General features: G+C 74.3%; 10 protein-coding genes. 4 read left to right on the top strand and 6 right to left on the bottom strand.

All coding sequences use genetic code 11. The features are described 5' to 3' along the window. The first annotated feature begins 40 nt into the window (after positions 1-40). From ANAE109_RS20805 to ANAE109_RS20815, 3 genes are all read left to right on the top strand, one after another. A complete protein-coding gene (locus tag ANAE109_RS20805; RefSeq protein ID WP_041448577.1) occupies positions 41-2,788 on the top strand; it encodes a DEAD/DEAH box helicase in 2,748 nt (915 codons plus the stop codon). A 58-nt stretch (positions 2,789-2,846) separates the two neighbouring features. After that, positions 2,847-3,680, top strand: a complete 834-nt coding sequence (locus ANAE109_RS20810; protein WP_012098874.1) for an SWIM zinc finger family protein — start codon at positions 2,847-2,849, stop codon at positions 3,678-3,680. Positions 3,681-3,847: 167 nt separating this feature from the next. Beyond that, positions 3,848-4,798, top strand: a complete 951-nt coding sequence (locus ANAE109_RS20815) for an NAD(P)-dependent oxidoreductase (RefSeq protein ID WP_012098875.1) — start codon at positions 3,848-3,850, stop codon at positions 4,796-4,798. Here ANAE109_RS20815 and ANAE109_RS20820 read toward each other — a convergent pair. After that, positions 4,752-5,723, bottom strand: coding sequence for a sigma-70 family RNA polymerase sigma factor (locus ANAE109_RS20820; RefSeq protein WP_012098876.1), 972 nt, complete (start codon positions 5,721-5,723; stop codon positions 4,752-4,754). The genes ANAE109_RS20815 and ANAE109_RS20820 overlap by 47 nt on opposite strands. A gap of 200 nt (positions 5,724-5,923) precedes the next feature. On the opposite strand from ANAE109_RS20820, the gene ANAE109_RS20825 reads away from it, so the two are divergent. Next, positions 5,924-8,233: a malate synthase gene (locus tag ANAE109_RS20825; protein WP_012098877.1), complete on the top strand. Its 2,310-nt coding sequence runs from the start codon at positions 5,924-5,926 to the stop codon at positions 8,231-8,233. A gap of 25 nt (positions 8,234-8,258) precedes the next feature. Here the strand turns inward: ANAE109_RS20825 and ANAE109_RS20830 are convergent, their stop codons facing one another. From ANAE109_RS20830 to ANAE109_RS23780, 5 genes are all read right to left on the bottom strand, one after another. Then, entirely contained in the window at positions 8,259-8,471 is a 213-nt protein-coding gene (locus ANAE109_RS20830; RefSeq protein WP_143828036.1) for a hypothetical protein, read from the bottom strand. An 8-nt stretch (positions 8,472-8,479) separates the two neighbouring features. Continuing rightward, the gene (locus ANAE109_RS20835) at positions 8,480-8,671 is read right to left on the bottom strand and encodes a hypothetical protein (RefSeq protein ID WP_041448579.1); all 192 of its coding nucleotides are present in this window, start codon (positions 8,669-8,671) and stop codon (positions 8,480-8,482) included. Positions 8,672-8,914: 243 nt separating this feature from the next. Next, the gene (gene ettA, locus ANAE109_RS20840) at positions 8,915-10,579 is read right to left on the bottom strand and encodes an energy-dependent translational throttle protein EttA (protein ID WP_012098878.1); all 1,665 of its coding nucleotides are present in this window, start codon (positions 10,577-10,579) and stop codon (positions 8,915-8,917) included. A gap of 142 nt (positions 10,580-10,721) precedes the next feature. Beyond that, complete coding sequence (locus ANAE109_RS20845; protein WP_012098879.1) at positions 10,722-12,230, bottom strand: phenylacetate--CoA ligase family protein; 1,509 nt, start codon at positions 12,228-12,230, stop codon at positions 10,722-10,724. Between the two features lie 21 nt (positions 12,231-12,251). Next, positions 12,252-14,840: a serine/threonine-protein kinase gene (locus tag ANAE109_RS23780; protein WP_158305924.1), complete on the bottom strand. Its 2,589-nt coding sequence runs from the start codon at positions 14,838-14,840 to the stop codon at positions 12,252-12,254. Positions 14,841-14,880 lie beyond the last annotated feature (40 nt).

The raw sequence follows: 14,880 nt of genomic DNA on the forward strand, positions 1-14,880 counted from the left end.
GCGCCGCGCTTCTCCTCGCGCGAGGTATCCTCGGCGTCTCGTGGAGCCCTTCACCCTCGCGCTGACGCCGGCCGGGCATCTCGTCCCGAGCCCGGCCGATCCGGCGGACGCCCTCGGCGAGGCGGCCGGCCGGCGCATCCGCGGCGCGCTCGAGCGCGGCCACGGCCACGGCCTCCTCCACCTCGGCACGCGCGAGGCGCGCACCGCGCTGCCGCCGGCGCTCGCGTTCTGGCGCGACTTCGCGCGCGGGTTCGTCGCGGCGCTCTGCGCGCTCCCCGACCTCGAGGAGCGCCGCGAGGCGGCCGACCCGGAGCCGAGCGCGGGCGAGCTCGAGCGGCTCGCCGCGTCCGCGCCCCCGCTGCAGGGCGGCGAGTACCTCTCCCCGCCCGTCCTGCGCTCGCTGTGGGCCGACACGCTCGCGGCCTGGCGCGAGGAGATCTCCTCGGCGAGGGGAACCGTGCAGGCGTGGCTCGCCGAACGCGACCCGGCCTGGAGCGTGGTCGGACGCGTCCACCTCCACCTCGCCGAGAACCGGCGCGATCCGGAGCGCCCCTTCGCCTTCCTCGCGACCTACACGACCGGGCTCGCCGCGAGCGGCAGGCCCCAGCACCGTCGACTCGGCGACGCGGTCCGCGTGGCCTCCTCCGCGGCCGATCGGCGCCGTCTGCTCGCGCTCCTGCAACCGGTCCACCGCGCGTCCGAGCGGAGCAGCCTCGTGAAGGCCCTCGCCGACTCCGGCGCGCTGTTCCAGCCCCTCGCCTGGACCCCGCCCGAGGCGCACCGCTTCCTCCGCGAGGTCCCAGCGCTCGAGGAGAGCGGCGTCCTCGTGCGCGTCCCCGGGTGGTGGAGCGGCCGGCACGCGCCGCGGCCGCGCGTGACCGTGCGCGTCGGCGAGACCAGCCCCGCCGGGCTGGGGCTCGACGCGCTGCTCGACTTCGACGTGCGGCTCACCCTCGGTGAGGGCGAGCTCACCGAGGCCGAGCTGCGAGACCTGCGCGACGCCGGCGGCGGGCTCGTCCTGTTCAAGGGACGCTGGGTCGAGGTCGATCGCGACCAGCTCGACGCGCTCCTCCAGCGCTTCCACGAGGCGCAGCGCGCCGCCGCCGAAGGCGTCTCGTTCGTCGAGGCCATGCGCCTCGTCGCCGGCGCCGAGCTGGGGGCGGAGGTGCTCCTCCTCGACCCTCACCGGGAGTGGAGCGGCGTCCAGGCCGGGGCGTGGCTCGAGCACACGCTCGCAGCGCTGCGCGGCGCCCGCGGCGCGGAGGAGGCGGACCCCGGCCCGGCGCTCCACGCCACGCTCAGGCCGTACCAGCGCGACGGCGTCCGCTGGCTCTGGACCCTCTCGCGCCTCGGCCTCGGCGGTTGCCTCGCGGACGACATGGGGCTCGGGAAGACGGTGCAGGTCCTCGCCCTGCTCCTGCTCGTGAAGCGCCACCGGCTCCTCCCGGGGCCGCACCTCCTCGTCGTGCCCGCGTCTCTCCTCGCGAACTGGAAGGCCGAGGCCGAGCGGTTCGCCCCCTCGCTGCGGGTGCTCGTCGCGCACCCGTCCGCCACTCCGCGCGAGGCGCTCGCGGCGCTGGACCCCGACCGGCTCGCCGAGCACGACGTCGTCGTCGTCACGTACGGAGCGGTGGCCCGCCTGCCCTGGCTCACCCGGACCGACTTCGGCGTCGCGGTGCTCGACGAGGCGCAGGCGGTGAAGAACCCCGCCGCGCGCCAGACCCGCGCGGTGAAGGGGATCCGCGCGCGCGTGCGCTTCGCCCTCACGGGCACGCCCGTCGAGAACCGCGCGGGCGACCTCTGGTCCATCTTCGACTTCGTGAACCCCGGCCTGCTCGGCTCGGCGAAGGAGTTCGCCACCTTCCTGAAGCGGGCCGCCTCGACGGTCGCCGCGCCCGCTCCCCCCGCGCCGGCCCTGGACGGCGCGGCGCCGCCGTCGCCCTACGCCGCGGTCCGCGCCCTCGTGCGGCCGTACCTCCTGCGCCGGCTCAAGACGGACCGCGCGGTGATCGCGGACCTGCCGTCCAAGACCGAGGTGAAGGCGTTCTGCGCCCTCACGCGCGCGCAGGCGGCGCTGTACGCCGAGTCGGTCGAGGCGCTCGCGCGCGAGCTCGCGGGCGTGTCGCCGGGCGAGCGGACGCGGCGGCGCGGCGTCGTCCTCGCCTATCTCCTCAGGCTGAAGCAGATCTGCAACCACCCGTCGCAGTGGCTCGGCGACGGCGAGTACGGCCCCGGAGCGAGCGGCAAGTTCGCGCGGCTCGCCGAGATCGCCGACACGGTCGCCTCGCGCCAGGAGAAGGCGCTCGTCTTCACCCAGTTCCGCGAGATGACCGAGCCGCTGGCGCGCTTCCTGGCGGGTCCCTTCGGACGCCCGGGGCTCGTCCTGCACGGCCACACGCGCGTCAAGGACCGCGCCGCGCTCGTGCGGCGGTTCCAGGAGGACGAGACCCTCCCGTTCCTGGTCCTCTCGCTCAAGGCGGGAGGCACGGGCCTGAACCTCACGGCGGCCTCGCACGTCGTGCACTTCGATCGCTGGTGGAACCCCGCGGTGGAGAACCAGGCGACCGACCGCGCTTTCCGCATCGGGCAGAAGCGCCCGGTCCTGGTGCACAAGCTCGTCTGCCGCGGCACGGTCGAGGAGCGCATCGACTCCATGCTCGAGGACAAGCGGAGGCTCTCGCAGGAGCTCCTCGAGGGAACGGACGAGATCCGGCTCACCGAGCTCGACGACCGCGAGCTCCTCCGGCTCGTCTCGCTCGACCTGCGCAGCGCGACCGGCGACGCGTGAGCCGCGCCCCTCCGAGAGGCTCACGGTGAGCAGCGCCGCGGCGCGGTAGGATGCCAGCGTGGCGTACGAGTACGGCGAGCGGTTCCCCGAGTACGTGACGGCGGCCGAGCGGCGGCTCCGGGCGGAGCTCGCGCGGAAGCGGCTCGCTCGCCAGGGGATCGCCCCGCAGCCGATCGTCATCGAGGGGCGCGACCTCGTCACCACGTTCTGGGGAATGGCGTGGTGCCACCACCTCGAGACCCTGGCGGACCTCGCCACGCGCCTGCCCCGCGGCCGCGCCTATGCGCGGAACGGGTCCGTCGTGCACCTCGAGCTCTCACGCGGCGTGATCCGCGCCTTCGTGAGCGGCACCGAGGTGTACGAGGTGGAGGTGAAGCTCCGGCCTCTCGACCCGGCGCGCTGGAAGAAGGTGCGCCGGGACTGCGCCGGGCGGATCGCCACGGTCGTGGAGCTCCTCTCCGGGAGGCTCTCCGCGGCGGTGATGGAGGTGCTGTGCGATCCCGGCGCCGGGCTCTTCCCGGCGAGCGCCGAGCTCCACATGAGCTGCTCGTGCCCCGACCAGGCGCGCCTGTGCAAGCACCTCGCCGCCGTGCTCTACGGCGTCGGCGCGCGGCTCGACCACGCGCCCGAGCTGCTCTTCACCCTGCGTGGCGTGGAGCTCGCCGAGCTCATCGCGGACGCCGGTGACGCGGGCGCCCTCGCGTCCACGCCCGCCGCGAGCGCCGCGCTCGTCCCCGACGAGCGCCTCGCCGAGATCTTCGGGATCGAGCTCGAGCTCGGCAGCCCGCCGGCGGCAAGGAGGCGACGGCCGCGTCAGGGCGGCGCCCGGCCCGCGGAGCGCAGCGGCGCCAGGCCCCGCCGCTCGCGGCGCCGCAAGCCGCCGGCCCGGTGAGCTGGTGCGGCTCCGCCCGCCCTTCCCCCGAGCCTGTCGAGGGGTCGGGGCGAGCGGAGCCCTCTCCGGCTGCGAAGACGGAGGGCGGAGCCACGCCCTGCACGGGGGGCCGAACGCCTGCGTAACCTCAGCGCCCCCTCGTCCGTGATCACGGTCGAGGAGGAACGATGCGGATCTTCATCACGGGTTCGACGGGAGTGATCGGCCGGCGGGTGCTCCCGGCGCTGCGACGGGCCGGTCACGAACTCACCGCGGTGGCGCGGAGCCCCGAGGCGCGGGAGCGCCTGCTCCGCGCGGGCGTGCGCGCCATCGCGCTCGACCTGCTCGACCGCGACGCGGTCCGCCGGGCGGTCGCGGGGCACGAGGTGGTCGTGAACCTCGCGACCCACATCCCGGCGCCGGCGCGGATGCTCCTGCCTTTCGCGTGGCGCGAGAACGATCTGCTGCGCCGTGTCGCGTCGGCGAACCTCTCCGAGGCGGCCCTCGCCGCGGGGGCCTCCCGGTTCGTCCAGGAGTCGTTCGCGTTCGTCTACGCGGACTGCGGCGAGGCGTGGGTGGGGGAGCGCTCCCGCCTCGAGCCGGCGCGCCACACGCGCTCGGTCGTGGACGCGGAGCGCGCGGCGGCCCGCTTCGCGAGCCACGGAGGCGCGGGCGTGGTGCTCCGCTTCGCGGCGTTCTACGGGCCGGACGCGTCCCACCTGCGTCCGCTCCTCGCGGCGGCGCGGCGCGGCTGGGCGGCGTTGCCCGGCGACGGCGAGGCCTTCATCTCCTCGGTGTCGCACGACGACGCGGCGTCGGCCGTCGTGGCGGCGCTCCGCCTCCCCTCCGGCGTCTACAACGTCGCGGACGACGAGCCCGTCCGGCGGCGGGAGTACTTCGACCTCCTCGCCGGCGCGCTCGCCCTCCCGCCGCCGCGGCTGCTGCCGCCGTGGGTGAAGCTCCTCTCCGGCTCGCTCGGAGAGACGGTGGCGCGCTCGCTGCGGATCTCCAACTGGAAGCTCCGCGAGGCGGGCGCGTGGGCGCCGCGCCACCCGAGCGTGCGCGAGGGCTGGCCCGCCACGATCGCCGCGCTCAGCGCGCAGGCGGCGCCGCCGGCGGTCCTGGAGGCAGCCCCGTGAGCTTGCGGGGCGCGGCGACGGCGTAGATGCGGCGGATGCGCCCCTCTGCGTCGAGCTCGGCGCGCAGCACGAAGCGGGGCGCGACCCCCGCGTCGGGCGACCGGAAATCCAGCACGATCACGGGGACGCCGTTGAGGCGCAGCCAGGTCACCCGCCGCTCCCTGCCTCCACGCGGCGCGACCCCGACGAAGAACCGCGCCACGTTGCGCGCGCCGTCGATCGCCCGCGGCGCCGAGAAGTACGCGCCGCCGGCGTCGGACACGACGCGCGCGTTCGCGGCGAGGAGCGCCTCCGCCGCGGCCACGTCGCCCGCGAGGATCGCCTGCATGAACCCCTCGAGCGCCTCGCGCGTGCGCGCCTCCAGGGCGGGCGTCGCGGGCAGGCGGTCCGCCTCGTAGCCGTCCATGGCGCGGCGGGCGCGGAGGTGCGCGACCTTCACCGCGCCGTCCGTCGTGGAGAGCGCGCTCGCGGCCTCGCGCACGGAGTGGCCGAGCACGTCGCGCAGGAGGAGCACCGCGCGCTGGAGCGGCGTGAGCCGCTCCAGGGCGACGAGGAATGCATACGAGGCCGACTCGGCCGTGTCGTAGCGCGCGTCGGGAGTCGGCCCGAGGTCCGGCTCGTCCGTCGAGGCGGGCCCGGGCAGCCACTGGCCCGGGTAGCCCCTCACGCGCCGGCGGCGCAGGTGATCGATGGCGAGCCGCACGGCGACGCGGGTGAGCCAGGGACGGAGCGGCTCCCCCGAGCGGTCGGGACGCGCCGTGAGGGCGCGCGCGAACGTCTCCTGGACGAGGTCGTCCGCGTCCGCCGCCACGCCGGTCATGCGGTAGCAGACGCCCCACACGGCGCGCCGGTGCCCGTCGAGCGCCTGGCCGAGCGCGCGGTTCCTCGGTTCGAGCTCCGGAGGCTTCGCAACCATGGTCGTCATGGGCCGTGATCACGGCCGGCGGTGGAGAAAGGTAACGCCGGCGTCCGGAGGCGCCGCCCGCACGCCCACCGCGTCACGCTCGGTGGCCCGGATGGGTGCCGCGCGAGCGACCGAACCTTCATGGTCCATGCCGCGACGCGCCGTTCGCGCAAGCTACCTACCTCGCGCCCTCGGGCGTCCCTCTCGAAGAGGACCCATCCATGATCCGTCCGGACATCCTCCAGCAGTTCCCCGAGATCTTCGGCAAGAAGCAGGTGAACGGCCGCGAGGTCGACGTCGAGGAGACGATCGCCACGCTCACCCGCGAGCTGCGGCCCGCCATCGCCGCCGCGCTCACCGCGCGCCGCCACATCCTCGCGAACCCGTCTCCCGCCCGCGAGAAGTACGCCTGGCCGAGCTGGGACGAGACCTTCGACGATCCCGTCTCCGGGAAGCGCTGGACCTACCGCCAGATCGTCCAGGGGCTCGTCGACAACTTCCTCGGCCGCGAGAGCGAGTGGCGCTGGCGCCTCAACGACGAGGTGCCCATCCCCGACCACGTCCACCCCTCGAAGAACCCGGGCCTCGAGCTCACCGGCCCGTGGCACCCGCTCGACATGGCGTTCAACGCCCTCAACTCGCCGGCGCCCATGAACATGCCGGACTTCGAGGACGCCTCCCCGCCGCACTTCACGCCCGACGGCACCCCCACGAACCAGCCGGTGGGCGTCTTCGCCGCGATGAAGAACGCGAAGGACATCCACGAGGGGCGATGGACCGGCCGCCCGTACGAGGTGGTGAAGAAGGGCAAGAAGCGCGCGTACCAGATCACGAAGCCGCCCGCGCAGTGGCCGACGCGGCTGGCGCGCCCGCCGAGCCTCCACCTCCGGTACGACCACGTCACGGTGGACGGCGAGCCGGCCCCCGGGCTCGTGGTCATCACCACCCTCTGGGCCTTCAACAACTACGACGCCCTCGTCCGCGCCGGGAGCGGCGTCTACTACTACATCCCGAAGCTCCAGACGCCGCGCGAGGCGCTCATCGTCGAGACCCTGCTCTCCCGGCTGGAGGGGCTCATGGGCGTGCCGGCGGGCACGCTCAAGGTGAAGATGCTGTACGAGGAGGGGAACGCGGGCCGGTACCTGCCCGGCATCGCCTGGGTGCTGAGGCGGCGCCTCCTCGGCATGAACGTCGGCCGGTGGGACTACCTGGGCAGCATGATCGAGCTCTGGAAGGACGAGCCGGAGGGGATCTTCCCCGATCCGCAGAGCATCGGGATGGCCACCCCGTTCATGATCGCCTACCAGCGATACGCCGCGCTGATGATGCTCATGGCGGGCACGAAGGGCGGCGCGCTCACGAACGCGGCGCCCATCGGCGGGATGGCGGCGGTGATGATCTACCAGCCGGGCGATCCCTACGGGCGCTCCGCCTACAACCCGGTGGCCCTCCGCGCCATCACCATCGACAAGCTGCGCGAGCGCATCCTCGGGCTCATGTTCGTACCCGACGCGCCGCTCGCCGCAGGCGCGCAGCCCACGCTCGCCGGCATCCTCGCCGGCGAGGTGAAGGGCACGCTCCACGACGCCTTCCGGCAGAGCTGGGTGGCGAGCCCCGAGACCGAGTACGTCGCCGCAGGCAACGGCCCGCTCCGCGCCGAGCTCTCCGCGCTGCAGGGCCTCCTCGACGCGAAGCTCGAGACGACCGACGTGAAGGGGAAGCCGGTGCCGACGCCGGCGAGCGGCCTCGACGCGGCGGAGCGGCAGCTCTTCCAGGCTCGCGGGCTCCTCGACGCGCAGGGCCGCATCACGCCGTCGATCGTCCGCAAGGAGGAGCTCGACGCGCCGGAGAAGATCTTCTCGAGGGAGCGCTGGGAGGGCATCTACGCGCCACCCAAGGGCGACGTCACCATCCAGCACGTGCAGCACTCGTTCTACATGGCCGCCAACTACGGCTTCCAGATCCTGAACGGCAACTTCGCCGCGGCCATCGACGACTACGAGCTCCGGCAGCGGTTCATGAACGACCTCGCCACCTACCGGATCTACGTCTCGTGGCTCTGGACGCTCGTCCGCCACGAGGCGCCGATCACGAAGGACGGTCACCTCCAGCGGCAGCTCCTCACGGAGGACGGCGTGGTCATCGGGGCGAACGCGGAGCCGATCAGGGCGGGCGCGCGCTTCACCCGGGACCTGTTCCAGAAGGTCTGGGACTACCACTTCGAGTGGACGCGGGAGTTCTTCGCCGAGCAGGACCGCCGCGGCGACCCGCCGCGCTTCGACCGCTCCAAGGCCGACGTGATCATGGAGCTGCTGAAGCGGCAGCTGCTCTCGGCGCGCTACGTCCAGCACAGCGCGCGCGTGCTGTTCGTGGTCGGTCAGGCGAGCGCGCAGGAGCGGACCCCGATCCTGGACGCGATCTTCGAGCTCAATCGCGCGGAGGTGGTGCAGCGCGTGCGGGCCGGCTCGATGCCGAAGAGCGCCCTCTCGGCGCACGACTACGTGTTCGACGTCTTCGAGGGTCAGGGCTGAGGGTGGGGGGCGGCGCCCGCCGCCCCTACTTCCGTCGCAGCCCGCGGCGCACGCGCCGCAGCAGCGCTCCCGCCACGGCGTCGAGCCGCAGCGTCTCTCGTTCCGCCGAGGCCCGCGCCTCGGGCTCGGACGAGAACGTCGCGACGACGCCGCCCTTCACGACGACGGCCCAGCCGCCGGCCTCCAGCGGATCGACGCGAACGAGGTGTCCGCGATCCCCGAGGCTGCGCGGCGGCATCGCCATCGCTATGCGTGACGCCCGCCGCCGGCGTCGCCCGGGGCGGCTCGCGGCGTCGCGTGGAGCAGCTCGAGACAGGCGCTGCAGGTGACGGCTGCCGCGTGCTTCGTCGAGCTCGTCTGCTGGGGTACGCCGCAGAGCACCCGGCGCTGCACCGGATCGTAGCCGTGGATGATCCGCTCGCCGTGCTGGTCCTGCATGTCGGGCCTCCCTCCGAAGCGAGCGCCTGCAGAGGTCCGACGCAGGCGAGCCGCTTCACCCATCCTGCGCACGAGCGGGCTGGCGCCGGGAGGCCCCGCCCCGCTTTCCAGGCGACCGGGGGCACACCCGCCCTGGTCCGGGGCAGCTCGCCCTCCCTCTCCCTCGTAGGCGCGGTACGGGCACAGGCGTCGCCGGACGGGCGCTCCGCGCCGCGCGGCGCGCTCGCCCCGCCTAGCGGTCGCCTAGCGGTGGATCGGCTTGTAGCGGATCCTCCGGGGCTTCGCGCCCTCCTCGCCCAGCCGCCGCCGCTTGTCGGCCTCGTACTCCTGGTAGTTACCGGTGAAGAACGTCCACCTCGAGTCGCCCTCGGCCGCCAGGATGTGCGTGGCGATGCGGTCGAGGAACCAGCGGTCGTGGGAGATGACCATGACGCTGCCGGCGTACTCGAGGAGCGCGTCCTCGAGCGCGCGCAGGGTCTCGACGTCGAGGTCGTTGGACGGCTCGTCGAGGAGCAGCACGTTGGCGCCCGTCATGAGCGTCTTCGCGAGGTGCAGGCGGCCGCGCTCGCCGCCGGAGAGCGTGCCGACGACCTTCTGCTGGTCGGCGCCCTTGAAGTTGAAGCGGCCGATGTACGCGCGGCTCGGCATCTCGAAGCGGCCGACCTGGATGACGTCGCGGCCACCGGAGAGCTCGTCGAAGACCGTCTTGTCGCTCGCGAGGTTCTCGCGGCTCTGATCGACGAACGCGAGCTTCACGGACTGGCCGATGGCGACCTCGCCCGAGTCCGGCTTCTCGGCGCCGGTGATCATCCTGAACAGCGTCGACTTGCCGGCGCCGTTGGGTCCGATGATGCCGACGATGGCGCCCGGCGGGACGATGAACGAGAGGTCGTCCATCAGCAGCCGGTCGCCGAAGCCCTTCGTGACGCCCTTGAACTCGATCACCTTGTCGCCGAGCCGCTCGGCCACCGGGATGAAGATCTCCTGGGTCTCGTTGCGCTTCTGGTACTCGACGCTGGAGAGCTCCTCGAAGCGCGCGAGGCGGGCCTTGCTCTTCGCCTGCCGCGCCTTCGGGTTCTGCCGCACCCACTCGAGCTCGAGCTTCATCGCCTTGATGCGCGCGCTCTCCTGCTTCGCCTCCACCTCGAGCCGCTGCTCCTTCTGGTCGAGCCAGGAGGAGTAGTTGCCCTTCCACGGGATCCCGCGGCCGCGATCGAGCTCGAGGATCCACTCGGCCGCGTTGTCGAGGAAGTAGCGGTCGTGCGTGACCGCCACCACCGTCCCGGGGAAGCGGGTGAGGAACTGCTCGAGCCACTCGACCGACTCGGCGTCGAGGTGGTTCGTCGGCTCGTCGAGGAGCAGCATGTCCGGCTTCGAGAGCAGGAGCTTGCAGAGCGCCACGCGCCGCTTCTCGCCGCCCGAGAGGTGCTTGATGGTCGCGTCCCAGGGCGGCAGGCGCAGCGCGTCCGCGGCGATCTCGAGCGCGTTGCCGGTGTCGGCGCCCGCGTGGGCGATGATCGCCTCGAGGCGGGCCTGCTCCTCCGCCAGCTTCTCCATGTCCGCGTCCGGGTCGCTGTAGGCGGCGTAGACCGCCTCGAGCTTGGTCTGCGCCTCGGCCACCTCGCCGAGGGCGGACTCGACCTCCTCGCGAACGGTCCGGTCGCCCTCGAGCCTCGGCTCCTGGGGGAGGTAGCCGATCTTGATCCCGCCCTGGCGCTGCAGCTCGCCGTCGAACTCCTCGTCCACGCCGGCCATGATCCGCAGCACCGTCGACTTGCCGGAGCCGTTGAGGCCGAGGAGCCCGATCTTCGCCCCGTGGAAGAAGGAGAGGGAGATGTCCTTGATGATCTGCCGCTTGGGCGGGACGACCTTGCTCACGCGGAGCATCGACATCACGTACTGGGCCATGGCGCTCGGGGGTGGAGGGTGGAGAGGGATGGGGGGCGCAGCCTAACCGAATTGGCTCTCTTAACCGAGCGCCGTCGTGCGGGCACGCACCCCCGCGCAAGGGGGCGCGAGCCCGCGCCGGCGCAGGCGGGCCTCGGACGGCCTACTTCCTCGAGGACCGGTGCTTCACGCCCGGCGGGAAGTACCGCGGGTGCCCCGCCGGCCAGAGCGTGATCCGGGGACGCTGGCGCTCGGGCGGCACGTAGCTCGCGAACTCGCTGTTGAGCCGCCGCAGCGCCTTCACGATCTCCTCCGCGAGCAGGTCGAGGAGCCGCTCGCCGGCTTCGTTCCCGGGGGCGAGCTCGACCGCGACGGCGAGCTGGCGGTCCCGCGCCGCGTCCTCCTCCACCTCCAGCACGAACTTGCCCGTGACCTGATCGCGCGTGCCGGGCTGCTCGAGCGCGATGGCGACGGTCTCCGGGAACACGTTCGCCCCGTAGTAGGAGACCGCGAACCGCGAGCGACCGAACACGTACGCGAACGGGAGCGGGCGGACGCCGCGCTCGCCGTGGCGCCGCGCCTCGGCCTCCACGTCGAGGCCGAGGTCGCGAAGCCGCGCCATCATGGTGGCGTAGGGGATGACGCCTCCCGAGTCGTCGATCTGGTAGCGCACCAGCGGGACCCCGTTCTCCCCCGAGAACAGCAGCATCCCCTCGCGCTCCTCGAAGTACCGGGCGAACGGGTCGTACTGGACGAGGGTGGGGAGCCGCGCCTCGCCGAACACGCTGCGGGTCGCGTCCGGCCGCTCCGAGAGGAAGCGCCGGATGCACACCGAGACGGGCGTCTCGTTCCCGAGGACGCCCGCGTCCGCCGTCCCGTAGAGCGAAGCCGTGTCGTGCAGCGGGCGCGACATGCCCGCGCGCTCCATCATCAGCGCACGCCACTCCTCGCTGAACACCTCGCCGGCGAGCACGAGCCTGATGCCCAGCTCGCTCCAGCGCACCCCGTCGGCGGCGCCCGCGTCGACGACGTCCTTCAGGAACGGCGGATAGCCGAGCAGCACGGTCTGCTCGAACATGGGCGCGAGCGACCGGACCGAGCGCAGGATCTCCGCCTGGTGGTTCCCCGGGGTGACCACCGTGAGCGGGTAGCCCTTCGCGGCGAGGTGGCGGCAGCAGCTCGCCGTGAACATCCCGCCCACCCAGGTGCCGAGCGGGAAGCAGACGACCGCGAGCGTGCGGCGCCGATCGGCGGCGAACGCCTCGAGGAACACCTGCTCGAACCGGAGCGCGATGGCGAGCTCGTCCGTCAGGAAGCGCGGCCAGATCGTCGGCTCGCCGGTCGAGCCCGACGACACCGCGATCATGTCGCACGACGACGCGAGCTCGCCGCCGCGGCAGCGCTCCGCGAGCGGGTAGGCGCGGACGTAGTTCTCCTTCGTGGTGAGGGGCAGCGCCGCGAGCTCCTCGGGCGCGCGGATCGCCGCCGGGTCGATCCCGCTCGCCGCGAGGAAGGCGCGGTAGGCGGGGACCTCGCGCACCGTGGCGTGGAAGAAGGCGAGCACGCCCGGCCGCGGGTCGGCGCCGGCGCGCGCGTCGAGCAGCGCCGAGAGCGGCGTCCGGAGGAAGCTCCGGTACGCGGCGAGCGCCCGCGTGCGTCGTCCGGTCAGCATGCCTCCCGCCGTGGGCGGGTTCTAGCGCGGCGCCGCCTCGCGCGCGCCCGCCAGCCGGGCCCGCATCGCGCGGGCCTCGACCACGAGGGGCAGGTCCGGGTCGGCCCGCCGCCAGCGGGCGAGCAGGCGATCGAGCTCCGCCGCCGCGTCGTCGCAGCGGCCGAGCGCCTCGTACGCGCGAGCGCGGACGAGCTGCGCGCGCGGATAGTTCGCGACCTGATCCCAGCTCGGGCAGTCGCTCTTCATCGCCGACCACTCGATCCGGCGCAGCGCCTCGAGCGCCTCCGCGGGCCTGCCGTCCTCGAGGAGGGACTCGCCGAGCAGGTAGTGGAGCTGCCAGAGGGCCGGGACGAGGGCGTAGTCCGCCGAGGCGACGAGGCTGCGGAGGAGCGGGATCGCCTGCTCGTGCCGGCCCGCGTTCGCGAGCGCGATCGCGCGGTGATAGGTCTCGGGCGCCGACCCCTCCTCGAGCGCGGCGGCGGCGCGGCGCGCGGCGCGCTCGTCGCCGTGGAACGCCAGCTCCCCCGCGTACAGGAGGTGATCGGAGGCCGCCGCGACGTAGGGCAGCGCCTCCTTCGCGTCGAGGCGGGGACGCCCCACCGCGCGCACCCTGGCCCGCGCGAGGGCGATCCCGCCCGGCCAGCTCCGCGGCGGCTCGCGCCATCCCCGGAGGGCGTCGGCGACCCTCCCCTGCTCCGCGAGCGCCACGGGGACGCGCTGGCGGGCCCTGGCGCGCGCCTCCTCGGTGGCCCCGCGCGCCTCCACCCTGCGGAAGGTCTCCTCCGCCTCCTCCACGTGCCCGGCGAGCCCCAGCGCGCACGCCGACACCAGGGCGGCCTCGCCGGGCTCCCGCTCCGCCCGGAGCGCCTGGCGCGCGGTCTCGACGGCCTCGGTCCGGTGCTCGCGCGCCTGCAGCAGCGCGAGCGTGCCGACGTTCTCGGCGATGGGGTTCACGGAGGCCGCGCGCCGCGCGACCTCCATCGCCTCGTCCCACCGGCCCGCGTCGCGCAGCGCCCCGATCAGACGGCCCGCGACCCAGCACTGGCCGGGATCGAGGACGAGCGCGCGGTCGTACAGCTCCACCGCCCGCTCCCGACCCCCGAAGCGGCCGTACACGTACGCGGCGTAGAAGAGGGCGAACCCGTCCAGCGGGTAGCGGCGGACCAGCTCCTCGGCGAGCCGCAGCGCCTCCGCGCGGTAGGTGCCCGGGGCGGCGGCCCCCATCTGACCCTCGGTCACGTACCGATCCAGCCGGACGATGGCGCGCTCCTTCTCCGGCATGCGGTCCGCGAGCGCGTACGCAGCGCGGAACTGCGCGTCCGCCTCCGGGTCGAAGTCGTTCCCGCGCACGTTCGCGAGGATCGTCCCGAGCTCCATGCGCGCCGCCGCGAGGCCGGGATCGAGCGCGATCGCGCGGCGCTGCTCCTGCTCCGCGCCGTGCAGGTCGCACGCGTGCAGGCGCAGCTCGACGCCGCGCACGAAGTGGCCGTACGCCTCGACGCTGACGGAGGCGGCGGCCTCCCCGTCGTCCGCCGCGCGCAGCGCCCCGGGCGCGCCCGGGACCGACCAGAGCGCCAGCGAGGACACGCGCCAGGAGGGCGCGCGGCCGAGGATCCAGGCGACGAGGGCGACGCCCGCGACGGCGCCCGCGACCAGCGCCGTCAGGGACCCCCGGCGCGTGCGGACGCGGGTCGGCGACGGGGCGGCGCGCGAGCGCATCAGCTCCGCCTCGATGGCGAGGAGCTCCGGGACGACCTCCGTCGCGTCCCGCGGGCGCGCCGACGCGCGCGGCTCCAGCATGCGCGCGACGAGCCGCCCCAGCGCCGGCGCGCCGGGCACGTCGAGCGCCGGCGCTCTCGCGCGCCGCCGCCCGCTCCCGAGCTCCGCGTCGGGGCGCGGGCCGGCGAGCATCTCGTGGAGGATCGCGCCCAGCGCGAAGACGTCCGTCCGCTCGTCCTCCGGCGCCCCCTCCTCCTGCTCGGGCGCCATGTACGCCGGGGTGCCACCGTCGGTGCGGGGGCGCCCGAACGCGTGGGCGAGCCCGAAGTCGAGCACCTTCACCTGTCCGTCGTCGCAGAGGAACACGTTGGCGGGCTTGAGGTCGCGGTGCACGACGCCGTGGGCGTGGGCGTGCGCGACGCCCTTCGCGATCTCGAGGGCGACGCGGACCGCCTCCGCGGGCGAGAGCCGCTCCTCGGCGAGCGCGTCGCCGAGCGTGCGCCCGCGGAGGAGCTCGAGGATGAGGTAGGACCCGCGGTCGCACTGCCCGACGTCGTGGAGCGCGACGAGGTTCGGGTGCGAGAGCCTCGCCACGGCCTCCGCCTCGCCGCGGAGCAGCCGTTCGCGGAGCGCGTGCCGCTCGCCGCGGCGGATCGCCTTGAAGGCCACGGCGCGGTCGAGCTGCCGGTCGCGCGCCTCGAACACCACCCCGAAGCCGCCGCGCCCGATCTCCCGCACGAGCTCGAACCGGCTCCCGATCACGTCGCCGGCGGCGAAGCGGGGACCGTCCTCGTCCGGCGCGCGCGCGAGCTGCTCGAGGAGCGAGGTGATCGCGCCCGGCCGCACTCGCGGGCCGCCGGCCTGCGGCGCGCCCTGTTCGTCCCCGTCCACCACGCGCCTCTCCCGGACAGAACGGCCCCGAGCGTATCAG

This window comes from Anaeromyxobacter sp. Fw109-5 (assembly GCF_000017505.1).
Classification (GTDB): domain Bacteria; phylum Myxococcota; class Myxococcia; order Myxococcales; family Anaeromyxobacteraceae; genus Anaeromyxobacter.